General features: G+C 60.6%; 23 protein-coding genes and 1 tRNA gene. 16 read left to right on the top strand and 8 right to left on the bottom strand.

All coding sequences use genetic code 11. The features are described 5' to 3' along the window. Positions 1 to 6 precede the first annotated feature (6 nt). The 8 genes from HMPREF3120_RS12145 (at position 7) to HMPREF3120_RS06800 (ending at position 7,401) form a co-directional block, all read left to right on the top strand. Entirely contained in the window at positions 7 to 1,092 is a 1,086-nt protein-coding gene (locus HMPREF3120_RS12145; RefSeq protein WP_168156416.1) for a hypothetical protein, read from the top strand. Positions 1,093 to 1,153: 61 nt separating this feature from the next. Continuing rightward, positions 1,154 to 2,023 (top strand): ParA family protein, encoded by an 870-nt coding sequence (locus tag HMPREF3120_RS06830; RefSeq protein WP_070423222.1) that lies wholly within the window; start codon positions 1,154 to 1,156, stop codon positions 2,021 to 2,023. Next, complete coding sequence (locus HMPREF3120_RS06825; RefSeq protein ID WP_070423221.1) at positions 2,023 to 2,841, top strand: segregation and condensation protein A; 819 nt, start codon at positions 2,023 to 2,025, stop codon at positions 2,839 to 2,841. Before HMPREF3120_RS06830 ends, HMPREF3120_RS06825 begins: the two co-directional genes overlap by 1 nt. A 36-nt stretch (positions 2,842 to 2,877) precedes the next feature. Continuing rightward, positions 2,878 to 3,432 (top strand): SMC-Scp complex subunit ScpB, encoded by a 555-nt coding sequence (gene scpB, locus HMPREF3120_RS06820; protein WP_070423220.1) that lies wholly within the window; start codon positions 2,878 to 2,880, stop codon positions 3,430 to 3,432. A gap of 45 nt (positions 3,433 to 3,477) precedes the next feature. Continuing rightward, positions 3,478 to 4,407, top strand: coding sequence for a pseudouridine synthase (locus HMPREF3120_RS06815; protein WP_070451568.1), 930 nt, complete (start codon positions 3,478 to 3,480; stop codon positions 4,405 to 4,407). After that, complete coding sequence (gene cmk, locus HMPREF3120_RS06810; RefSeq protein ID WP_070451566.1) at positions 4,407 to 5,111, top strand: (d)CMP kinase; 705 nt, start codon at positions 4,407 to 4,409, stop codon at positions 5,109 to 5,111. The genes HMPREF3120_RS06815 and cmk overlap by 1 nt, the downstream gene beginning before the upstream one ends. Further along, complete coding sequence (gene der / locus HMPREF3120_RS06805) at positions 5,108 to 6,706, top strand: ribosome biogenesis GTPase Der (RefSeq protein WP_070451564.1); 1,599 nt, start codon at positions 5,108 to 5,110, stop codon at positions 6,704 to 6,706. The genes cmk and der overlap by 4 nt, the downstream gene beginning before the upstream one ends. A gap of 8 nt (positions 6,707 to 6,714) precedes the next feature. Next, positions 6,715 to 7,401 carry a CE1 family esterase gene (locus tag HMPREF3120_RS06800; RefSeq protein WP_070451561.1) on the top strand — a complete coding sequence of 229 codons (687 nt, stop codon included), beginning with the start codon at positions 6,715 to 6,717 and terminating at the stop codon, positions 7,399 to 7,401. A 9-nt stretch (positions 7,402 to 7,410) separates the two neighbouring features. Here the strand turns inward: HMPREF3120_RS06800 and HMPREF3120_RS06795 are convergent, their stop codons facing one another. Beyond that, positions 7,411 to 8,100 carry a class I SAM-dependent methyltransferase gene (locus HMPREF3120_RS06795; RefSeq protein ID WP_371441199.1) on the bottom strand — a complete coding sequence of 230 codons (690 nt, stop codon included), beginning with the start codon at positions 8,098 to 8,100 and terminating at the stop codon, positions 7,411 to 7,413. 139 nt (positions 8,101 to 8,239) lie between these two features. Between HMPREF3120_RS06795 and HMPREF3120_RS06790 the strand changes: the two genes are divergently transcribed. From HMPREF3120_RS06790 to HMPREF3120_RS06780, 3 genes are all read left to right on the top strand, one after another. Beyond that, the gene (locus HMPREF3120_RS06790) at positions 8,240 to 9,184 is read left to right on the top strand and encodes a CE1 family esterase (protein ID WP_083284814.1); all 945 of its coding nucleotides are present in this window, start codon (positions 8,240 to 8,242) and stop codon (positions 9,182 to 9,184) included. A gap of 87 nt (positions 9,185 to 9,271) precedes the next feature. Continuing rightward, the gene (locus HMPREF3120_RS06785) at positions 9,272 to 9,808 is read left to right on the top strand and encodes a gamma carbonic anhydrase family protein (RefSeq protein ID WP_070451558.1); all 537 of its coding nucleotides are present in this window, start codon (positions 9,272 to 9,274) and stop codon (positions 9,806 to 9,808) included. 46 nt (positions 9,809 to 9,854) lie between these two features. Further along, on the top strand, positions 9,855 to 10,745 hold the full coding sequence (locus HMPREF3120_RS06780; RefSeq protein ID WP_342027963.1) for a 3-hydroxyacyl-CoA dehydrogenase: 891 nt from the start codon (positions 9,855 to 9,857) through the stop codon (positions 10,743 to 10,745). A 61-nt stretch (positions 10,746 to 10,806) separates the two neighbouring features. Here HMPREF3120_RS06780 and HMPREF3120_RS06775 read toward each other — a convergent pair. The 3 genes from HMPREF3120_RS06775 to HMPREF3120_RS06765 all read right to left on the bottom strand — a co-directional run bounded on the left by HMPREF3120_RS06775 (position 10,807) and on the right by HMPREF3120_RS06765 (position 12,616). Further along, positions 10,807 to 10,880, bottom strand: a tRNA-Pro gene (locus HMPREF3120_RS06775). Positions 10,881 to 10,961: 81 nt separating this feature from the next. After that, complete coding sequence (locus HMPREF3120_RS06770; RefSeq protein WP_070451554.1) at positions 10,962 to 11,303, bottom strand: YchJ family protein; 342 nt, start codon at positions 11,301 to 11,303, stop codon at positions 10,962 to 10,964. A gap of 86 nt (positions 11,304 to 11,389) precedes the next feature. Then, on the bottom strand, positions 11,390 to 12,616 hold the full coding sequence (locus tag HMPREF3120_RS06765) for a bifunctional alpha/beta hydrolase/OsmC family protein (RefSeq protein WP_083279529.1): 1,227 nt from the start codon (positions 12,614 to 12,616) through the stop codon (positions 11,390 to 11,392). Positions 12,617 to 12,732: 116 nt separating this feature from the next. Between HMPREF3120_RS06765 and secA2 the strand changes: the two genes are divergently transcribed. The 5 genes from secA2 to HMPREF3120_RS06740 all read left to right on the top strand — a co-directional run bounded on the left by secA2 (position 12,733) and on the right by HMPREF3120_RS06740 (position 17,629). Beyond that, positions 12,733 to 15,024 (top strand): accessory Sec system translocase SecA2, encoded by a 2,292-nt coding sequence (gene secA2 / locus HMPREF3120_RS06760; RefSeq protein WP_070451552.1) that lies wholly within the window; start codon positions 12,733 to 12,735, stop codon positions 15,022 to 15,024. 83 nt (positions 15,025 to 15,107) lie between these two features. Continuing rightward, positions 15,108 to 15,533, top strand: a complete 426-nt coding sequence (odhI, locus tag HMPREF3120_RS06755; RefSeq protein ID WP_070423210.1) for an oxoglutarate dehydrogenase inhibitor Odhl — start codon at positions 15,108 to 15,110, stop codon at positions 15,531 to 15,533. 52 nt (positions 15,534 to 15,585) lie between these two features. Beyond that, positions 15,586 to 16,338, top strand: coding sequence for a transcriptional regulator FtsR (locus HMPREF3120_RS06750; protein ID WP_070423209.1), 753 nt, complete (start codon positions 15,586 to 15,588; stop codon positions 16,336 to 16,338). Between the two features lie 5 nt (positions 16,339 to 16,343). Beyond that, a complete protein-coding gene (locus HMPREF3120_RS06745) occupies positions 16,344 to 16,925 on the top strand; it encodes a bifunctional nuclease domain-containing protein (protein ID WP_070451550.1) in 582 nt (193 codons plus the stop codon). A 128-nt stretch (positions 16,926 to 17,053) separates the two neighbouring features. Beyond that, entirely contained in the window at positions 17,054 to 17,629 is a 576-nt protein-coding gene (locus HMPREF3120_RS06740) for a MerR family transcriptional regulator (RefSeq protein WP_070423253.1), read from the top strand. Between the two features lie 74 nt (positions 17,630 to 17,703). On the opposite strand, the gene HMPREF3120_RS06735 is transcribed toward HMPREF3120_RS06740, so the two are convergent. From HMPREF3120_RS06735 to HMPREF3120_RS06720, 4 genes are read right to left on the bottom strand one after another with little or no spacing between them, the layout of a single operon-like run. Continuing rightward, the gene (locus HMPREF3120_RS06735) at positions 17,704 to 19,086 is read right to left on the bottom strand and encodes a vWA domain-containing protein (RefSeq protein ID WP_083284813.1); all 1,383 of its coding nucleotides are present in this window, start codon (positions 19,084 to 19,086) and stop codon (positions 17,704 to 17,706) included. A 51-nt stretch (positions 19,087 to 19,137) separates the two neighbouring features. Next, entirely contained in the window at positions 19,138 to 20,001 is an 864-nt protein-coding gene (locus HMPREF3120_RS06730; protein ID WP_070451546.1) for a 3-methyladenine DNA glycosylase, read from the bottom strand. A gap of 11 nt (positions 20,002 to 20,012) precedes the next feature. Continuing rightward, on the bottom strand, positions 20,013 to 21,065 hold the full coding sequence (locus HMPREF3120_RS06725; protein ID WP_070451544.1) for a hemolysin family protein: 1,053 nt from the start codon (positions 21,063 to 21,065) through the stop codon (positions 20,013 to 20,015). Then, positions 21,062 to 22,435 carry a hemolysin family protein gene (locus tag HMPREF3120_RS06720; RefSeq protein ID WP_070423204.1) on the bottom strand — a complete coding sequence of 458 codons (1,374 nt, stop codon included), beginning with the start codon at positions 22,433 to 22,435 and terminating at the stop codon, positions 21,062 to 21,064. The genes HMPREF3120_RS06725 and HMPREF3120_RS06720 overlap by 4 nt, the downstream gene beginning before the upstream one ends. Positions 22,436 to 22,450 lie beyond the last annotated feature (15 nt).

Here is a 22,450-nt window from a genome sequence, read left to right as displayed (position 1 = left end):
ACGCTTATGAGTGAGTACACATTTGCACGAGCACGTCGCGCAACACTTGCGGTTCCGGCAGCCCTGCTGCTTGCCGTGGGGCTTGGCGGAGGTGTGGGAGCACACCCTGCCTCGGCGCAGATCCCGGGCGGGCTAAGCCCGGATGCAATGGCGAACATGATTCCCTCGGAGATCACCGTGCCTGCGGGGCAGACGACGACGGTTGATGTGGGCGTGCCGGTGGATGTGAATTACTCCGCAGGCGGCTGGGTGGTCACATCCAATGGCACGTCGGTGTCGGTGACCGCTCCAGCGGAAGAGGGCGCGACCGCAGCAGTGCCTGCGAGCGCCGGCGGTTACACGGCGACAGTTAACCTCGTCGCTGTGGGCGGCGGACAGGCAACTGATGCAGACGAAATTGCGGGCGGTGGCGCTGGAGAAAACACCGAGCACCACGGTGGTGGAGGCCACTCCGAAGACAACGGTGGCGGTGGCGCAAACGGCGGTGGCGACGCAAACGGTGAAGCCCCGAACGGCGGATCCGGTGCGGGTGCAGGCAGTGGCAGCGGCGCCGTCAATCGCCCTGAGCGTAAGCCAGCGGAAAAGGCGGACACCGCGGATGCGAAGCGCCTCGATTTCGAGGGAGAGATCCACGGCAACGAGATCGTCGTCAAAGTGCCCCTGAGCAAGGCGCGCGATTTGATGAAATACGCCAACTACGACTCGTCGAATGCGAAACTGCGTTACCTCGATGTCAACGGCAACATCATCGAAGGGGTCAAGCGTGACGTGAACGTCGCAGGGCGCACGTTGACGCTGACGTACCCGGAAGGCGAGACGCCTGACAACCCGTTCATTATGGAGGTCGTGGAGAACGGCGCGGCGACGTTTGTCGCGGTGATTACGTCGACGAATGCTCCGGTTGAGCAGGCTGCCGAAACGGATGAAGAAAACCCGTATGCGGTAGCAGACAACAAAGGTCAAGGCGATAGCGTTGACTCGGGTTCGTCGGTAGGTGATCTTGTCCCGCTCATCATTGGTGGTGGTGCGCTTATCGCGGCACTTGCGCTGCTGATTATCTTCCTTCGGAAGCGAAGCCGTGGGCAGGTCTAATCACAGCGTTGTAAGATGACTGCAGTCAAGGGTTTAGACGTGATCGAGGGAAGGATCGGCCATGGCGGACGAGGCGCTGTTTGACGCGGCTGACCAGAAGACGTTTTTGACGGGTCGGCCGTGGCGTGAGTTTGCCAAGCCGAAGGAGCTTGAGCGGCACGGTCCCGCAACCATCATCTCGATGGTGAACCAAAAGGGCGGCGTGGGTAAGACCACGTCCACTATCAATCTCGGTGCATGCTTGGCAGAGCAAGGGCGCAAGGTGCTACTGGTAGACCTCGACCCGCAGGGTGCACTCTCCGCTGGCCTTGGTGTGTCCTATGAGGAGGATCAGGTCACGGTCTACGACTTGCTGTTTGACAACACTGCCAGCATTCACGCGGCGATCAAGCGCTCAAACGTGTCCGGGCTTGATCTGGTACCCGCGAATATTGACCTGTCTGCGGCTGAAATCCAACTGGTCAACGAAGTCGGCCGCGAGCACACGCTAGCTCGTGCGCTGCGCCCGGTGCGCGGGGAGTACGACTTCATCATCCTGGACTGTGGCCCGTCGCTCGGTTTGCTCACTGTGAATGCGTTGGCGTGCTCGCAGGGCGTGATCATCCCCATGGAGTGTGAGTACTTCTCGCTCCGAGGTCTCGCGCTGCTCACCGATACCGTGGAAAAGGTGCGCGACCGCATCAACTTCGACCTGGACATCGTGGGCATCCTTGTCACTATGTTTGATCGTCGCACGACCCACGCCCGTGAGGTCATGGATCGTGTAGTTGAGGTGTTCGGCGACCGCGTCTTCGACACCGTGATTACCCGTACCGTGCGTTTCCCGGAGACATCGGTCGCGGGTGAGCCGATTATTACGTGGGCTCCCAACTCGCAAGGTGCGGAACAGTACCGCAATCTGGCCCTTGAGGTGTTGGAGCGCACTAGCTAGTGGCCCAGGCACCTGAGCAGTACCCCCAGCCGGAGATCACGGGCTTTACCCTCGCGCTGAATAACTTCGAGGGGCCGTTTGATCTGCTGCTCAGCTTGATTCAGGCGAAGAAACTCGACGTGACCGAGGTTGCGCTCGCCGAGGTGACCGACGAGTTCATTGCGTATACCCGTGCGTTGGGGCAGACGGAGTCGCTTGACGAGGTCACTGAGTTCCTCGTGGTCGCGGCCACCTTGTTGGACATGAAGACTGCGCGGCTGTTGCCACGTGGTGATCATGACCTGGAGGAAGACTACGACCTTCTGGAGGCCCGGGACCTCCTGTTCGCACGTCTTCTGCAGTACCGTGCATATCAGCAGGTTGCTGACCAGTTTGCTACGTGGCAAGCATCTGCTAATCGACGACACCCGCGTGCCGTATCCATGGAGCCCCGGTTCGTGGACCTTTTGCCTCCGGTGGAACTCGGCCATACAGCGGCGAGTTTCGCGGAACTGGCAGCCAGCGTATTTCGCCCGAAACCACCGGAGGAAGTACGCACCGACCACCTGCACGCCGTTGCTGTGTCCGTGCCTGAGCAGGCGGGCAAGATCCTGGACACACTCAAGCTCGCCGGCTCAGGTACCTGGATGACGTTCGCCGCACTGACACGCGATTGCACGAGGTCCATGGAGGTGGTCGGCCGGTTCCTCGCCCTGCTGGAGTTGTACAAGGCCCGAGCGGTGGAAACAGAGCAGCCCGAAGCGCTTGGCCAACTTGACGTGTCCTGGACCGGGCTTGAGGTCGATCCGGCGGTCGTTGCGGCGTCGAACTGGAACTAGGCGCCGATTCAGTACCGGCAGCTACACTTCGGCGGTATGGAAGACATGCCGATGGTTGCGCAGTTGCGTTCGCGGATTGAGTCGGTGCTGTTGGTCGTCGATACGCCGGTGTCCGTGGAGGACCTCGCGGGTGCGCTCGGAGCAACGACTGCGGAAGTGTCGGATCACCTTCGCGCGTGGTCGCGAGAACTCGACACCCGTGGCAGTGGCATTGATTTGCGTGAGACCGCAGAAGGCTGGCGGCTGTATACCCGGCCCGAAAATGCCGATGCGGTCGAGGCGTTCTTGCTCGACGGCACGCAGAAGAAACTCTCGCGCGCGGCAATGGAGACGCTCGCAGTGGTTGCTTACCGCCAGCCGGTGACGCGCTCGCAGGTTGCCGGAGTGCGCGGGGTCAATGTTGATGGCGTCATGCGCACCCTTGCGCTGCGCGGCTTGATTGCGGAGGTTGATCCTGAGCAAGAATCTGGCGCACACCGCTATGTGACGACGGAGCTGTTCCTCGAACTTCTGGGCATTGACTCGCTTGAGCGCCTTCCTGACCTTGCGCCACTGCTTCCGGACATCGATGCAATCGAAGATGCCTGGTAGGATCGGCCCAAAAACCGCATACGACTGAAAAGGAATTGAGGAAACATGACTCCTCCCGCTCGCCGAGACGGCACACCGGACAAGCCCGAGAAGGACGAAACGTTCTACATCTCGTACGCGAAGCCGGCAAAGAAGCAGAATGTCCGTTTGGACAAGCGACGCGCAAATGCCGCGAAGAATGAGCCCCACCCGCTGGATGACAACTGGTGGGACGACAACCCGCAGGATAAGACCCGCAAAACTGAGGGGATCCGCCTGCAGAAGGTGTTGGCGCAGGCAGGTGTGGCGTCTCGTCGTCACGCAGAGGCCATGATCGACCAGGGCCGCATTGAGGTCAACGGCAAGATCGTCAACGTGCAAGGCATGCGTGTTAACCCGAACGTGGACATCATTCGCGTGGACGGGGAGCGCATCAACGTCAACGAGGAGCACGAATACTTCGTGTTTAACAAGCCGCGTGGCGTGCACTCGACGATGAAGGATGAGCTTGACCGCACCTCGGTCGGCTCCTACCTTTCGGAGCGCACCGCCGCGGGTCAGCGTCTGTTCCACGTGGGACGCCTCGACGCCAACACGGAGGGCCTGTTGCTGTTGACCAACGACGGTGAACTGGCGAATCGTCTGATGCACCCGAAGTACGAGGTGTCGAAGACCTACATGGCCACTGTCCTGGGTGAGGCGAACAATGCGCTGGTCAAGCAGCTCAAGGAGGGCATTAAGCTTGACGACGGCCCCGCGAAGGCCGACTACGCCCAGATCGTGGATGTCCACAATGGGCAGTCGATCATCCGAGTGGAGCTCCACGAAGGCCGTAAGCACATTGTGCGCCGCATGCTGAAGGAAGCTGGCTTCCCGGTGCAACGACTGGTTCGCACCAAGTTCCACACGGTCCAGCTCGGCGAGATGAAGCCAGGCATGATGCGTGCGCTCAATTCCTCCGAGCTTGCGTCGCTGTACAAGGCGGTGGGGATGTAATGGCAGACCAGAAGATTTCCAACTTGGCTGACGGCGGGCTGATTCTCGCAGTGGACGGCCCGTCCGGCACCGGTAAATCTACGATGTGTCGCGCGTTAGCGAAGAAGCTCGACGCGAAGTATGTGGATACGGGTGCGATGTACCGCGTTGCCACCCTGGCCGTCTTGCGCGCTGGTGTCGACCCGGTTGATACGGATGCGGTGATCGAAGCGACCGCTGATCTGCCGCTTGAGGTATCCGACGATCCGGATTCCACCGCAGTGTTGTTTGCAGGTGAGGATGTTGCCCGCGAGATCCGAGGACCGGAAGTCACCCAGCACGTTTCTGCGGTCTCTGCGATCCCGCAGGTCCGCGTGAACCTTGTGGAACTGCAGCGCAAGTTGGCCCGCGAGGCCGGCCGCGCGATCGTGGAGGGCCGCGATATCGGCACTGTCGTGTTGCCGGATGCTCCGGCAAAGGTCTACATGACGGCAAGCGCTGAAGTACGTGCGAAGCGTCGCTTCGATCAGGATGTAGCCGCTGGCCGTGACGTGGACTTTGATGCAGTGTTGGCGGATGTGAAGCGGCGCGACGAGGCGGACTCGTCACGCAAGACCAGCCCGCTGCGTCCCGCTGACGACGCCGAGATCGTGGATACGTCTGAAATGACCCCGGAGGAGGTGCTCGCTGCGCTGACTGCCGTGGTGGAAAGGAGCGCACGATGAGCGACAAGAAGAACATTGAAGACGGTCTCGAGCCGGAGACTCAATTCATCCAACCCGGCATCGATGCCTCTGGCTACGACGACCTTGAAGCCTATGAGGTCGATGCGGACGACGCTGAGTACTACGACGACCTCGAGGACTTCGATGAGTCGGAGTTCAGCGAGGCCGACTTCGGCGACGATACCGATGCTGGCGACGAGACCGACGACTACACCGACGAAGAATGGGCCGAAATCGAAGCCGAATACGGCATCATCCGCCCGGACGTGGTCAAGGAAGCGTTGCCGACGGTGTCTATCGTGGGCCGCCCGAATGTGGGTAAGTCTTCGCTGGTAAACCGGTTCTTGGGTCGTCGTGAAGCAGTTGTGGAGGACCATCCCGGCGTGACCCGCGACCGTGTGAGCTACATGGCGGAGTGGAACGGACGTCGTTTCTGGGTGCAGGACACCGGTGGCTGGGACCCGGACGCAAAGGGCATCCACGCCTCGATCGCGCGCCAGTCCGAGGCAGCCATGGAGACCTCGGACGTCATCGTCATGGTTGTCGACGCAAAGACCACCGTGACCGAGACAGACATGGTGATGGCCCGCAACCTGCAGCGCGCTGAGGTGCCTGTCATCCTCGTTGCAAACAAGTTTGAGTCCGACAGTCAGTGGGGCGAGGTCGCCGAGTTCTATTCGCTGGGTCTTGGCGATCCGTGGCCGGTCTCTGCGCTGCACGGCCGCGGCGGTGCCGACGTGCTCGATGAGATCCTGCGCAACTTCCCCGAGGTTCCGCGTGCTGCCGCGTCGGTCACTCAGGGCCCGCGACGTGTTGCACTTGTGGGCCGCCCGAACGTGGGCAAGTCCAGCCTGCTGAACAAGCTGACCAAGTCCAATCGCTCTGTCGTGGACAACGTCGCCGGCACCACCGTCGACCCGGTCGACGAGTTGGTGCAGTTGGACGAGGACCTTTGGACGTTCATCGATACCGCCGGCCTGCGGAAGAAAGTTAAGAACGCCCAGGGCCACGAGTACTACGCATCACTGCGCACTCGCGGCACGATCGAGGCCGCTGAAGTGTGTGTGGTGCTCATCGACGCCTCCCAGGAGATCTCCGAGCAGGACCAGCGCGTGATCTCGATGGTCCTCGAAGCCGGCAAGGCGATGGTGATCTGCTTTAACAAGTGGGACCTCATGGACGAGGACCGCCGCTACGACTTCGACCGCGAATTCGACCAGACCATGGGCCAATTGAAGTGGGTGACCAAGCTCAATATCTCCGCCGACACCGGCCGCGGTCTGCACCGTCTCGAGCCCGCGATGAAGCAGGCGCTGGAGAACTGGGACAAGCGCATCTCTACCGGCCAGCTCAACAACTGGCTGCGTGAGGCGATTGCCGCGAACCCGCCTCCGATGAAGAACAACCGTCTGCCCAAGCTGCTCTTTGCCACCATGGCGACGACGCGCCCGCCGACAATCATTCTGTTCACCACGGGCTTCCTCGATGGCGGTTACCGCCGCTACCTTGAGCGCAAGTTCCGCGAGCAGTTCGGCTACCACGGCACTCCGGTGCGCATCGCGGTGCGTGGGAGTGAGCGTCGCGGAAAGAAGTAGGCAGGACTATGGACTCGACGGTCTACTCCGCGCCCTCAGATCCGAAAGGGCCGTTGCCCCTGATTGTTGCGCTGCACGGCCGTGGCGATAATGGGCGGAACTTCCTCGGCGGTACCGGCCTCGTGCAGGCCAACGCAGTGGTCGTTGCGCCGACGGGTGCCGGTCTGGCGTGGGCTCCTGCGCCGTATGCGCTGAACACGATTGAGCAGGACAAGGCGCGTATCGACGACATCATCGCCCAAACCAGCGAACACTTCGACATCGACCCCGAACGCATTTACGCCGTTGGTTTCTCCAATGGTGGCGGTCTCGCGGTCTACTTGTCTACGCTCAGCGATACCTTCGCGGGTGTTGCCTCTGTGTCTGCGGCTGTGCGCTGCACCGAGGCGCAGATCGAGGCAGCCGAGCCGGTGGACTACCTCAACATCCACGGCACCCACGACGACGTAGTGCCATATAACGGCGAGGTCCGGCCGGGATACGGAAGCCCCGCTGAGGACGGCATTCTCGGCGCTCCCGAAGTGGTTGCCGCGTTTGAGCGTCGCAACAGCGACAAGGCTCGTACCCTGCACCACCGAGTGGAGGGCATGGGCCACGAGTGGCCTACCGGACCGTGGGCTGCGCATCGTGGCATCGACGTGACCGAGGAGATCTTCGACTTCTTCGGGATTGAGAAGCGGACCGATTTGTTTTAGCAGCCCGCCCTATCGCCGGTACACAAACGCGTCCGTGCGGTAGGGCAGCGGGATGATTTGTCCCTCATCGAACCCGAGGCGCTCGTAGAGGTACCACGTCAGATTCGCCTCCATCTTGGCGCGAGTGCGCTCGGAGGCTTTCAGCCAGTACGAGCGTGTTGCCATGAGCTCGAAGCAGTGCTCGACCGGGATCTGGTCCACCCACTCGGTGCGAACCTCGCGCTCGAGGTGCCACGGGGCGTGCACGGTGGGGTAGAAGCCTTCGCGCTGCACATCACCCGAGTGCATGATGCGGCTGAGCCGCAGCACCCAAGGGTGATGTACCGCGAGCGTATTCCAACACAAAACGAGAGATCCGCCATCGCGAATGACGCGGTCTGCCTCAGCGCTTGCCTCGGCTGGGTCCACCCAATGCCAGGTCTGGGCGCACGCGACGGCATCGACAATGCTGTCCGCGAGTCCGGTGGCTTCAGCAGTCGCCCGCCAGACCGGTACCTCCGGCAGCTGATTATGGAGCACGCGAGTCATGTCGGGGGACGGGTCGCAGGCAAAGACGGTGCGATGGTCGTCGATAAGCAATTGCGTGAGTTTGCCTGTTCCCGCGCCAACATCACACACTGCCTTGGCGCCGTTGAACAGCTCGACAACCTCAGGTGGATAGGACGGGCGCGCGTCGTGGTAGCGATCTGCATCACGCACAAAGGCGCTCGCCGCGGTGTGCTGGTGAGCGCGGTCACGAAACGTCGGTTGGGACTTTTTGCTCGGACCGGGCTGTGTTCCGCTTGTTGGCATGATGCACTAATCTACCTGTCGTGTTTTATCCGGAGCAGCAGACGTAATGGGCAAAGCTTTAACCGTCACCACGACGGTGTTTTCCTTTGTCATGCTCGCTCTTACTGGCTGCTCTCATGGCGATACGGAACTCACGGAACCCGGGGTGACCACGAGGGCGCTGCCCGCTGTCGATGACGTGCGCGAGGTCGAACCGTGGGGGCCAGCCGGGATTGACCATCGGAGCATCACCGCAGGTGGGCTAAAGCGAAACTACATCGTCTCCATGCCCGCGGGTGCTCGTCAGCGCGACCGTCTGCCGGTGATCTTTGTGTTCCACGGCTACAAGGAAGACGCTGAAAAGATCCGGAAGAACTCAGGGCTCGATGCGGCCGACGCCATCGTGGCGTACCTCGACGGCAAGGATTCCGCCTGGGCTCCTGCGCCGTATGCCTCAACTTCGGGGCAGCAAGATCTCGCATTCGTCGATGCCGTCCTCGCCGAGCTCGAAGGCGAATTCTCCATCGACCGCTCCCGGGTCTTCGCGGCAGGATTCTCTAACGGCGGGGGCTTCGCTGCGTTTGTAGGATGCCAGCGCCCGCAGGCGTTCACCGGAATCGCTACGGTTGCGGGAGCCTACTACCAACGTGTTTCCGCAGGCTGTTCCCAGATCCCGATGATGCACGTCGACTTCCACGGCACCGCAGACAAGGTCATCGCCTACAACGGCGGGCAACGCCATGCCACGGCATACGACTCGGTGGAGGAAATGCTCAACGAGTCCGCGTCGCGCAACCACTGCGACGCCCGCCACGAAGACATTGAGGTAGCCCCTGGCGTTATCCGCGAGGCGTGGACAGGTTGCGACGCCGAACTTGCCCACTACCGCATCGAAAATGGCCCTCACGTGTGGCCAGGCGGCGCCGGTGACTCATCTGGGACGGTGCCGAAAGGATTCGCCACCGACGCCATGCTGAAGTTCTTCCGGCTCGGCCGGGCGACGCAGCAGTAGCGCACTGCTTGACGACGACCACGCGAACAGGCGCGGTTACGCACTTTTCAGTGCCACGCGTTGGGCAATTCCGGCACACTGGAACGCATGATTTATAGCTTCGAGGGCAAAACCCCCAAGATTCATCCATCGGCGTACATCTCTGATGAGGCGACGATTATCGGCGATGTTGAGATAGGCGAGGACGCCAACATCTGGCCCGGCGTGGTCATCCGTGGCGATGTGGGCGCAATCCGTATCGGTGCGCGTGTGAACGTGCAAGACGGCTCAGTCCTGCATGTGGATACGGATGGGGAGACAGTGCTCGAAGAGGACGTGACAATCGGCCACCTTGCGATGATCCACGGTTGCCACATCGAGCCAGGCTGCCTGATCGGGATGAATGCAACGGTGCTGTCACGCTCGCGCATCGGCAAGGGCAGCATCATCGCCGGCGGGGCAGTGGTACTGGAGGGGCAGCAGTTGCCGGAGTTCTCTCTTGCAGCAGGTGTGCCGGCAAAGGTCAAGCGCGCACTCGAGTCGGACACCTTTGAGGCGCGGTTGAGGCACGCGGCGTATTACGTGGAGCTGGGCCGGCGGGCAGCGACAGGTCTCATGGCGGTGGACCGGGCGTCGCTTGCGTAAAACTTCACACTAGAACTGCTGTGAAAGTCACATAAACAGGAGTAGCGTGACGGGCATGACATTCAATAACGTAACAGTACTTGGTGCAGGTGTCCTGGGCGCGCAGATCGCTTTTTGCTCTGCGTTCGCGGGCAAGAAGGTAGTGTCCTACGACATTAACGAGGAGGCACTCGCGGCCGGCAAACAGCGTTTCGACGCCATCGGTGAGCAAATGAAGGTGGAGCTCGAGTCCGCTAACGACGAAACCATCGCGGCGGCGCACGAAAACCTCACCCAGACCTCGGACCTTAAGGAAGCGCTAGCGAACGCGGACCTGGTCATCGAGGCGATCCCGGAGAACCTCGAGCTCAAGCGCAAGGTGTGGGCCGAAGTGGGGCAGTACGCCCCGGCGACCACCGTCTTTGCCACCAACACGTCGACGCTCATGCCGAGCAAGTTCGCGGACGCGACGGGTGCGCCGGAGCGCTTCTTGGCACTGCACTTTGCCAACCACATCTGGATTCAGAACACCGCCGAGATCATGCCTCACGAGGGCACTGACCCGAAGTATGTGGACCAACTCGTGGAGTTTGCGGAGCAGATCAACATGGTACCGGTCCCGCTCAAGCGCGAGCAGCCCGGCTACGTGCTGAACACCCTGCTGGTGCCGCTGCTCAGTGCCGGCATGTACCTGCTGCACCACGACATCGCTGACCCCGTCGACATCGACCGCGACTGGTGTAACTCCACCGGCTCCCCGCGCGGGCCGATTGAGATCATGGACCTCGTCGGCGTGCGCACCTTGGTCGCCGTGATCGAGTCCAACGAGAACGCCCCGCAGTGGCAGAAGGATTTCGTTGAGACGACACTGAAGCCGATGGTCGCAGAAGGTAGGACCGGCCTGGAAGCTGGGCAGGGCTTCTACACCTACGACGCGAACGGCAAGATCGTGTCTTAACCTACAGTCGCAAATACCCCTGGGGCCTAGCGTTTATCGCCGCAGCCCCAGGGGTGTTTTGTCGGACTGACAGGATTTGAACCTGCGACCCCCACACCCCCAGTGTGGTGCGCTACCAAACTGCGCCACAGCCCGATCCGTTACCGTTTGCATTGCTGCAATTGTGGCAACTTGTCGCATATTACAGCACTGTCATGCTGCCCCAAAACTGGCTGGTCACCGAACTACGCCGTCGACGTAAACCCAGGCGCCGTCGCGCCGTTCGAAAGTGGAGCGCTCCCGAAGGGAACCGCCGGGGTAGTGGGCTTCAAAGACCACGACACCATCGGTGTCGAAGGGGCCGCCACCTTCGGTTTCCAGGACGATCAGGCGGGTAAACGGCTCGCCTTCAGGATTCACGTCGAGGCCGGCGGGCAACTTTTCCGGTGCCCAGGTGCGGGCGATGTAGTCACCGTCGCCGATGACGAACGCGGTGTAGCGCGACCGCATGAGGGTCTCAGCGGTGGGGGCTTTCGCAGTACCGGAGATGTATCGGCCGCAGCAGGCTTCATATGGCATGCCAAGCCCACATCGGCAAAGCCCGCGTACTTCGCTCCACAAGTCACCGGTGCCAGCAGTACCTTCAGCGTTTTCAGCGCCTGTCATTACTTGCCCAACCGTTCTGCGCGGTGCAGTTGGTTCTGGCGACGACGGCGCTCAAGCGAGGCGGTCTCCGCAGTTGTTTCGATCTCGCTCTTGGCCACGTAGCCGTCGACAGTGGACGCGGCACCGGCGGCGCGCAGGGTTTCCACCTGGTCGTCGGTCAGGTCGCCGTAGAGGGTGATCAGGCGGGTGAAGGTGCCGTCGCCGTTGTGGTTGACTTCCACGCGGACGTCGTCAAGCGACATGCCCTTGGCTGCCTCGCGCACTGCCTGGGAGCAGGACACGGCGAGCGCGGACATGTACAGGCCTGTGGAGGTGACACCCTGGCCCTTGCCTCCGGTGTTCTTCGAGCGGTCCGTGGTGATGGCACGGTTAGAGGTGCGCACCACGTCGCCGTACTTCGTGCCGCGGGCAGAGTAGGACACCGCGTTGTCGTCGGTGGTCTTCGCTGGCACAAACAGTGGCTGGAGGTATTGCACGGCCCAGGACCCGATGATGTCTGCAGCGCGTTGTGCAGTGCCTTCGCGGGTGAGTAGGTGGTCTGCCTTGTCCAGCGTCATAAGCGACTTGGGGTAGCGGGCCTTGGTGAAAATATTCTGCGCGTTGTCGATACCGACGGTGACGTCGATAGGCGAGTGCACGATGAGCAACGGCTTGCGCAACTTCGGCAGGTATTCTTCTGGGTTGGTCTCTGCGAGGTCTTCGAGGAATTCGCGCGAGATGATCAGTTCGCGCCCGCCGAGGGTGACAGGGACGGAGCCGTGCATGTCGGCGTCGCCGATGGAATGTGCGTAGTGCAGCACCGAGTGGGCGGGGTCGAACGGCGCGCCCACAGTGGCCACCGCCTTGAGCATCTTCTTCAGCTCAGGGCGGGTTGCTGCCTTCAGCGCAGCCGCGCCGCCGAGGGAGTGGCCCATCAGCAGCTGCGGGGCCTTGTAGTTCTCCTCCAGCCACTGCGCTGCGGCGACGATGTCGTCGACGTTCTGCGAAAACGACGTGTCTTTGAATTCGCCTTCAGACTGGCCGAGGCCCGGAAAGTCGAACCGAAGCGTGGCAATGCCGTGCTCGGTCAGGCGCTTGGAAATGCGCGATGCGCCCGGCGTGTGGCGGGACCCGGCGAAGCAGTGCGCGAAGATCGCGTATGCCTGGGCCGGCCCGTCCGGTCGGTCGATGGTGCCTGCCATCATTTTCCCCGTTGACGAGGGGACTTTCACGTTCATAGACAGCATGGTTTGGCTTCCCTCCTTAATTTTGACCATCAGCGTAATCGTGTCACCATCAATTTCGCACGTTGGCGCACCCCTTCAGCGGAACGTTGCGCCAAACCGCATTATCCTTAAGCCTTATGGGCAAATTCGACTGGTTCTGGAAAGCCATGGGCTCCACGGCGGAGCGCAACAATAAGAAGTCCAAGGCTGTCGTCGCCGACGCACATGGGCTCATTGAGGAGCTTTCGCTTCTCGACGACACCGCGCTCGCCGAAACCGTCCGCGCCGCCGTCACCGATGGGGAAGTCAAGGACAAGCCGCGTTTCCTCGCTGGGCTGTCCGTGGCTTCGCAGCGCACACTCGGCATGACGCCGTTTAACGTGCAGAACCAAGCGGTGCTTCGCCTGCTGGAAGGCGACGTGATCCAAATGGCCACCGGTGAGGGCAAGACCCTGGTTGGCGCGATGGCTGCCACGGGTTTTGCGCTGCAGGGCAAGCGCGTCCACCTGATTACCGTGAACAACTACCTTGCGGCCCGTGACGCGGAGTGGATGCGCCCGCTCGTGGAGTTTTTTGGGTTGTCGGTGGCTGCGGTGACGGAGTCGTCGACACGCGAAGAGCGCATCGCGGCCTACCGCTGTGACGTCATTTACGCCCCAGTGACCGAGATCGGCTTCGATCACCTGCGCGACAACCAGATCACTTCCCGCGACCAGACGGTGCAGGCGCCGGCGGATGTTGCACTCGTCGACGAGGCGGACAGTGTGCTTGTCGACGAAGCCCTGGTTCCACTCGTCCTCGCCGGCTCCGAAGGCGCCCAGCAGGCCACCGGGCAGATCACCGAGGCTGTCGCGCACCTGGTGGAGGACAAGGACTACACCATCGATTCAGATGGGCGCAACGCGTTTCTTACCGACGAAGGTGCACAGAAGATCGAGCAGTTGCTGGGCATCGACTCGCTGTATTCCGACGAGAACATCGGCACCACACTGGTCCGCGTGAACTTGGCACTCCACGCTAAGGCGCTGCTGATCCGCGACGTCCACTACATCGTCGAGGATGGCAAGGTCGCACTTGTCGACGCCTCACGTGGCCGAGTCGCAGAACTCCAGCGCTGGCCAGATGGGCTGCAGGCTGCGGTTGAGGCAAAGGAAGGCCTCGACGTGTCCGAGGGCGGGCGCATCCTCGACTCGATCACGCTGCAGGCGCTCATGCGCCGCTACCCGCTCGTGTGCGGCATGACCGGCACCGCCGTCGAGGCGACCGACCAGCTGCGCAGTTTCTACGGCCTGCACGTCTCCGTTATCGACCGAGCCAACGAGCTCAAGCGTTTCGACGAGGCAGACCGGATCTACGCCACCATGGCGGATAAGAATGCGGCCATCGTCGACGAGATTGAGCACATCCACCACACTGGCCAGCCGGTGCTCGTGGGTACGCATGATGTGGCCGAATCTGAAGCGCTCGCGGCAGCACTCGAGGCGCGTGGCATCGACGTCAACGTGCTCAACGCGAAAAACGATGCAGAAGAGGCACGCATCATCGCAGAAGCCGGCGACATCGGACGTGTCACCGTCTCGACCCAGATGGCCGGTCGCGGCACCGACATCCGTCTCGGCGGCGCGAACGAAAACGATCATGCCGAAGTTGCCGCCCTCGGCGGTCTTGCGGTCATTGGCACCGCGCGGCACCGTACCGCGCGTTTGGACAACCAGCTTCGCGGCCGTGCAGGGCGCCAGGGCGATCCAGGCTTAAGCCTGTTCTTCGTCTCCCTTGACGACGACATCATCACCACCGGAGGTGCCGACGAATCCTTCTCTGCGCAGCCTGAACCGGATGGGCGCCTCACCGGCAATCGAGCCCAGCAGTTCGTTGAGCACTGCCAGCGCGTCACCGAAGGCCAACTGTTGGAGATCCACTCCCAGACGTGGAAGTACAACAAGCTTCTCGCAGACCACCGCGACATTCTCGACGAGCGTCGCGCCACCATTTTGGATACTGACACCGCGTGGCGAGAACTCTCTGAGCGCTCCCCGCAGCGCGCCGCCGAACTGTCGCAACTACCGCAGCCGGTTCTCGACCAAGCAGCGCGCGAAATCATGCTGTTCCACCTCGACGCAGAGTGGTCCGAACACCTCGCGCTGATGGACGATGTCCGTGAATCTATTCACCTTCGAGCTATCGCACGCGAGACCCCGATCGATGAGTACCACCGCATTGCTGTGCGCGAGTTCAAAGACCTCGCCAACCGTGCGGTTGACCAAGCGGTAGAAACCTTTAACACCGTGGATATCGATGAATCCGGGGCGCATCTTGCTGATGCAGGATGGAAGCGACCAAGCGCCACATGGACCTACATGGTTTCGGATAATCCGCTTGCCGGGTCAGGCAATTCGGTCATTAGTGGCATCGGCAATATTTTCCGTTAAGTCACTAAACACCACCCAATCCCGACTTGGGCGGTACTATTGCAGAAGTTCTCAATCTCGACTCGATAGTCAAGGAGTTAGTCATGAGCGACAACACGCCGCAGAACCAGGTCGAAACCACCTCGGTATTCCGAGCAGACCTGCTCAAGGAGATGGAATCTGGTGCCGCGGCATCTGTGGATTCCGCAGCAGGAACCGAAAACCTCCCCGAAGGTGCGGCGCTGCTCGTCGTCAAGCGTGGCCCGAACGCTGGTGCACGCTTCCTGCTCGACCAGGAGTCGACCACGGCAGGCCGCCACCCAGAGGCGGATATCTTCCTCGATGACGTGACCGTGTCTCGTCGTCACGCCGAGTTCCGTGCCAACGAGGATGGCTACGAGGTTGTCGACGTCGGATCGCTCAACGGCACCTACGTCAACCGCGAGCCGCGAAACACGCAGCAGCTGACCAATGGCGATGAAATCCAGATTGGCAAGTTCCGACTCGTATTCATCACCGCGGAAGCCTAAGCTTTCCGTTCATCCTTAGCCCGACGTCCCACGAGAAGAAGAGCACGATCACGTGAGCGCAATCCGCAAAACCGCACCGCAGCAGACGGCCGCGAAGCAAGCCAAGCCCAACAAACCGGCAAAGACCATGTCGATTGGTGTTGTGCTTGAGCGTTTGCGGACTGAGTTTCCGGACGTGACCGTCTCCAAGATCCGTTTCCTCGAATCCGAGGGACTGATCACACCGCAGCGCACGGCGTCGGGCTACCGCCGTTTTACTGATCAGGACGTGGAGCGCCTGCGCTACATTCTGGTCACCCAACGTGACAACTACCTCCCGCTGAAGGTGATCCGCGAACAGCTCGAGGCCATGGATTCCGGCCAGGTCACCGCGATCCTGACTGCAAACGATGCTGAGCCGATGATCTCTCCAGAGAACTTCCGGGCCCCAGCACCGACGCGCCTGACCGACGTGGATGTTGCGGAACAGGCTCAGGCTTCGCAGTCCACGGTTGAGGAATACATCAAGGTAGGCCTCATCACCCCAGACGCGGCAGGGCTGTTCAATGTCGACGATGTCCGCACTGTCACTACCGCAATGTCCCTGGCTGAGTTCGGCTTGGACTCGCGTCATCTGAAGACGCTGCGTACCGCTGCTGCTCGTCAGGCTGACATGATCGGTCAGGTCACCGAACCGGTTGCAAAGTCCGGCAAGGTCAATGCGCAGCAGCAAGCAGAAGAGATTGGCCAGCAGATGTCCGCGCTGGTGGTCTCGCTGCACGCTTCGCTGGTGAAGAACGAACTGCGCAAGCAGTCCGGCAACTAGTCGTTATGGAAACAGTCGAGCTGGTCGGGGTGTACCCCGTCGGTCCCGAGCAATACCTTTGCGCATTGCTGCAGCGATCCTCTAACGGCCGGTGCATTCCTGTCTGGGTACCAACGCATGAGGGTGGGGAATTGGCTGCCCGGCTTTCAGGTTGGTCGCCAATCCGCCCCCGCACCATAGATGCCGTTGTGGATCTGATTCGCAACACCGGAAAAACAGTAGAAACCATTGAGCTGTCTTCGTACTTAGAGGGCATGTTTATGGCAACCGTGTCGTTTGCGGACGGCTCTGAACTGGACCTGCGGGCGAGTGACGCGCTTCTGCTTGCGCTTGAATTAGACCACGAACTCAGCGTTGATGACCTCGTAGCAAGCCAGGCATCGATCTACCTTTCGCCGGAAGACGCGCAGCGTTTTCTTTGTGCTGAACTCAAGGTCATTGATCCTCAGGAATCTGTTTCAGCAAGCGGCGACGCCCAGGCTGACGCTGATTTTGAAGAGCTCATGCGCAATCTTGGTGTGGATGACCTCGACACCGGTGATACTCCTGATACTGATGGGGACGATGGGGCAGACGAGGCGAAATAAAGTCTCAGTGTAAAGTTGAGGTTGAGAGTTCGGCGTGTTGCGCGTGAAACTCTTGACCCAGGTCCTATGCTTGGCATTTAATAGTCAGCAGGCCCTCATATAACTTTCATGGGAGTAATTACGTGAGTATCAACGATCTCAACCAGGTAGGCGAGCAGGAGACCACCTCGGCTGCGGTGCAGGAATCGCTTTTCGACGTCGGCCCGTCCGACGAAGTGGGCTACCGCGTACCGATCGCATGCCAGGTCGCAGGCATCACCTACCGTCAGCTGGATTACTGGGCACGCACTGGGCTCGTTCGCCCGTCGATCCGTGGCGCAAAGGGTTCTGGTTCCCAGCGTCTGTACTCCTTCAAGGACATCTTGGTACTCAAGATCGTCAAGGGTCTTTTGGACACCGGCATTTCCCTGCAGAACATTCGCCTCGCGGTGGACAAGCTGCGTGACCGCGGTGTCTCCGACATTGCGGAAATCACCCTGGTCTCCGACGGTGTAACCGTCTACGAGTGCCGCTCCAACGAAGAGATCATCGACCTCCTTGGCGGCGGCCAGGGCGTGTTCGGCATCGCGGTGCCGCAGATTATGAAAGAACTCACCGGCACCATCTCCGCGTTCCCGTCCGAGCGTGTCGAAGAAGAGATCGACGCTCCAAACGTCATTGGTTTCGACGAGCTGGCTGATCGCCGTCGTCGCAAGACTTCCTAAACAGGCCACACAACAACGGCCCGGGCTGGGTACTCCCTCCAGTCCGGGCCTTTGTTGCTTGCCGATGTTAGCCGTCAGAACCCTGCGGCCTGCTTCACCGCATCCGCGATGCTCTCTGCAGTCTTGGCATCGAACTGTTTTTTGGCGATCTGCTCGAGTGCCGCATCCGGATCGCCTTCTCCGACGCGCACCACAGTCAGGTCCAGGTTGTTGCCCGCTGCCTGCCGGAAGCCGTCAATAAATGCTGCGTCATCCCCGGCATCAGCGGTGCCGGTGGTAACGAGCACAATTCGCATTGGCGCATTTGCGTTGCCGTATGCAGCAGCCGCAGCCTGGAGTGCTTCGCGGGTCTGGGGGACTCCGCCGACAAGGAAGCGACGCACCGCCACGTTGACCGACTCCGCATCAGGGGAGACGGAGATGTTTTGGCGGAAACCATTCACCACGCCAGGGGTCAGCGGTGAGGAGTAGTTCCACAGACCTACTTCCTTCCCTGCACCGGCAAGTTCAAGCGCGGTGTTGCCAATCGCATCCTTGGCTGGCTCGATAAACGGCGCCATTGCCTCAGAGGTGTCAAGTAGGAACAACGTGTTGACCGGCTCGAGAATATTCGCTGCCTCCGCCTGATCGCCGAGCTTCTCTCCACCAGAAGGCAGGGCAGCAGCCCAGACCAGATCCGAAATCACCGGCTGATCTTTCTCGGAGCCATCGAACTTCTCGGCTGCGGCACGTGCGAAGTCCTGGCCAGCGCGCGCTTGATCCTCGTTTACTGCGTCGTTCTGGTTCAATGGGATCGCCGCGTAAACAATGTCTGCGCCGACTGAGGTAAATGAAAGACCTTCCGGAACACTGTCCTTCGCAGTCGCCACAAGCTTGCCGTCTGCTCCTGCGAAGTCCGTCAGCTTACCCAGACGCTGATCGGTGAGGGCCTTCACAGCATCATTGTCGTTGCCGGCGATCTTTGCCGCCACCAACGCGGAAGCCTCAGGCTCTTCCTCAACAGGGAACAGCACAGACTCGGTCTTCACGTCCTCCAACTTCACCTGTTCGGTGCCAGCGACACCTACAGGTTCACTATGGACAGCTTGGGGGTCAGCAACCGCTGCAGTGCGCTCAGCCGACTTCAACGCAGTATGCGTAATCGAGGTATTTGGAGCGATATAGACTGCGGCTTCCTTGATCGAGTCAACATACTGCGGCTTGATGCAGTAGTCCCGGACAACGGGGTTGGCGGCTGCGTAGTCGTCGATAAGCGCGCGGCCCACTTTCTCATCGGAAGCGGCGACCGGCAGAACCAGATCACCGGATACGCAATCCGGAGCTGCAGCGCTCGAGTCGGCGCCGTCGCGCTGCCACAAAACCACTGCAAGCATTGCAGCTACAGCGAGAGCGACAAGCAGGGCGATAAGCCAACCCGCTAGCCTGAAATTGTTTTTACCGCTTGCGTGCCTAGCCATTGTGGTCGTAGCCCCTTCAACGTCGAACGATTGAGAAAACCTGCTCCGAGCTTAGCTGTCCAACGCAGCTTCTACGGTCGCGACAAGCCTGGCGCGCAGTGGAGCAGCGGCTTGAGACAATGCGCGTTGACGCGCAACGTATTCCGCTTTACCTTCGGCAGTTTCTACCGCGACAACATCAAAGCCCAACTCTCGACAGTCGTATGGCGACGCTTCCATATCCAAGCGCCGAGCCCGTGCCGCAAGCTCAAAGCAATCCAGGAAAAGCTCGCCAGGTACCAGCGGTCCTAACTTCAACGCCCACTTGTACAGATCCATGCTGACATGTACACAGCCAGCCTGGTCGTGATCAGGCTGAGACTCGCGAGTAAGAACAGTCAGATTCAGCGGACGCGCTGCAGGGGTGAAGAAACGAAACGCGTCATAATGTGAGCACTTGATGTGGTGAGACTCAACCACGTCGTTGGTGCCCTCTGCTCCAAGGCGAAGTGGCAAATCGTGACGTGGGTGGTCGGTCTTATACACCATCGCCCACTCGTGCATGCCGAAGCAATCAAAGTGAGCAGGACGCGTATCGACGGCACGCAGCAGCCGGCCAACCATCTCCACATCATTGCGTCGATGCTGGAGGAAAAGGCCTAGATTCAAGGACACGGTTCCGTCAGGTGCTGTGACGTAGTCGCGCCAAGACGCTTGCGGTGTATCCGCAGCCTGCGCGAGAGCGACCCCAACCCCTGGATGCCAGCGCTTCAAATGTGATGGGCGAACGGGGTAGTACTCAAAGAGGAAGTCCCATACTGGGTGGTACTCGCCATGCGCACGCCGAGCCGCACGGGCGTCCGCCCAAGGAGCCGCACGCTGCTCGTGCTCGTGTATGCGTGCGAGATATTCCTCAGGTTGCAGGGTTGTGGTCATACGCACGCTAACTATTCGTTTTCGTGTGTCCAGTCCGACACCGTACCCACGTATTCCTCGATGAGGTCTTCGAGGGCGACGATCCCGACGAGGCGGCCGTTCTCATGCACTGCCGCCATGTGCGCTGAACGTCGGTGCAGCAAAGTAAGAGCGTCGTCCATTGACTCGTGGCCGTCGACTGTGATGAGCGGTCGAATGCGTGAAAGCGGCACGCGTGGATCCTTCTCATCTGTCTCCATCAAGTCCAGAATGTCCTTCACATGCAGGTAGCCCGCCAGGGATCCAGTGCTGATCAGTACCGGGAAGCGTGAAAAACCGGTGTCTTGCACTGCCTGCTCGATGATCGAAAGACGGATGCCGCGCGGGTCGTAGGGGATCGTCTTTACCTCTACAAGCGGGATGAGCACCTCGTTGAGGCTGCGGGAATCCTGACGCAACGCCTTTGCCAAACGGACAGTTTCCTCGGCATCCAGGAGCCCCTCTTTGCGAGACTCCTGAATCATTGTGGCTAACTGCTCCTGGTCGACAGTGGAATCCAACTCGTCGCGCTGTTGGATACCGAACGCAGCTAATGTCTGACGAGCCACCCAGTTAAGTGCTTCCAGCACGGGGCGGGTTAGCTTCATCCAAACCGTCATCGGTCTGGTCAGCCACATTGCGGATTGCTCAGGCCCCGCGATGGCAATATTCTTCGGCACCATCTCGCCGAACAAAATGTGCAAGAAAGAAATGAATGCAAGCGCAATAACGAACGAAATTGGATGCAGAATATCTGCCGGTACACCCAGCGCGAGGAACGGCTCCTCCAGATATTTTGCAATCGCCGGCTCGGCAACCTTGCCCAATATCAGCGAGGCCACAGTAATGCCGAACTGCGCACCAGCCAAGTAGATGGAAAGGTGCTCGGTTGCGTACATCACGTCCTGGGCTTTGGTTTTGCCTTGGGCCTGGAGTGACTCGAGACGGTCGCGGCGCGAGGATACGAGAGCGAACTCGGCTCCAACAAAGAATGCGTTAGCAGCGAGGAGGGCGACAATCAGGACAACAGCGAGCCAGATACTCATCGGTCGGCCTCCTCAGGGGTAATCGGGCGCAGCATCGCTTTATCCACACGGCGGCCGTCCATTGCGGTGACCTGGGCAAGCCATGATCCGGCGCCTGCCGATTGGAACTCCTCCTGCAGCGAACCGAACGTTTCGCGCAGGACGACCTCGTCGCCAACCTTCGGGATGCGACCGAGTGTTGCCATGATCAGACCGCCCAACGTCTCGTAGGGGCCGTCGGGTGCTGTGTAGGCGAGGCGCTCTTCGAGCTCGTCGAGACGCACGAGCCCGGAAACCTCCCATGAGGTGCCGTAACGGACAAAGTCCTTTTCGCTTTCGCGGTCATCGTATTCGTCGTACACCTCGCCAAGAATCTCCTCAACGAGGTCTTCGATGGTAACCAGGCCCATGGTGCCGCCGTATTCATCGGCAACAAGTACGACCTGCGAACCAGCAGAGCGCACCCGGTTCAGCACGGAATCGCCGTCCAGCGTGCCCGGGACGATTGGGACACGCCGGGCAAGCGTGGCAAGTTGTGTGGTCGCACGCTCGTCGGGTGGCACGGAGAATGCGTCCTTGATGTGGACGACTCCGAGGGTGTCGTCGAGATCGCCACGCCGCACTGGGAAACGCGAACGCCCAGTTTCGCGAGCAAGTGCGATCAGGTCGACAACAGTATCCTCCGCGTCGAGGGAGTCGATGGTGGAACGGGGCGTCATCACCTCTTCAGCTGTGGTCTCGCCGAAGCGCAGTGATCGGTCGATCACTGCAGCGGTCTCAGCATCCAAACCACCAGCCTCTGCCGACGAGCGCACCATGGCGCCAAGCTCCTGAGAAGAGCGGGCCGAGGCAAGCTCGTCGGCAGGCTCGATACCCATCTTGCGCACAATCCAGTTAGCGGAGGTATTGAGAAGGTTGATAAACGGCTTCATCGCCGTGTTAAACCAGTGCACCGGTGGCACGACCACGCGAGCTGTCGCCAGCGGGTCCGTAATAGCCATGTTTTTCGGTACAAGCTCGCCGAAAACCATCGACAAAAACGTTGCGATGACAAGGGCCAAAATAAGTGCGACAGTGGTTGAGGCCGACGCACTAAGTCCGACGGCCTCCAACGCAGGGGTGAAGAACTTACCGAGTACAGGCTCGGCAAGGAAACCTGCCGCCAGCGTCGTCACCGTAATGCCGAGCTGGGCGCCTGAGAGGACGAACGAAAGATTCGCGTGATCACGCGCGATAGCGCGGGCTGTAGCATCCCCGCGTTGTTTAACGTGGGCATCGATTGTGGAGCGCTCGAGCCCCGTCATGGCGAACTCGATTGCGACGAACAACCCGGTAGAGGCTGTCAGCAATACGAACGCCAGAAGAGAAAGTATGGATATGAATATGTCCATGTGTGTTGATCTGCG

The sequence above is a fragment of the Corynebacterium sp. HMSC11D10 genome (genome assembly GCF_001806995.1).
Classification (GTDB): domain Bacteria; phylum Actinomycetota; class Actinomycetes; order Mycobacteriales; family Mycobacteriaceae; genus Corynebacterium; species Corynebacterium coyleae.
This window is presented reverse-complemented; position numbering and strand designations above follow the sequence as displayed.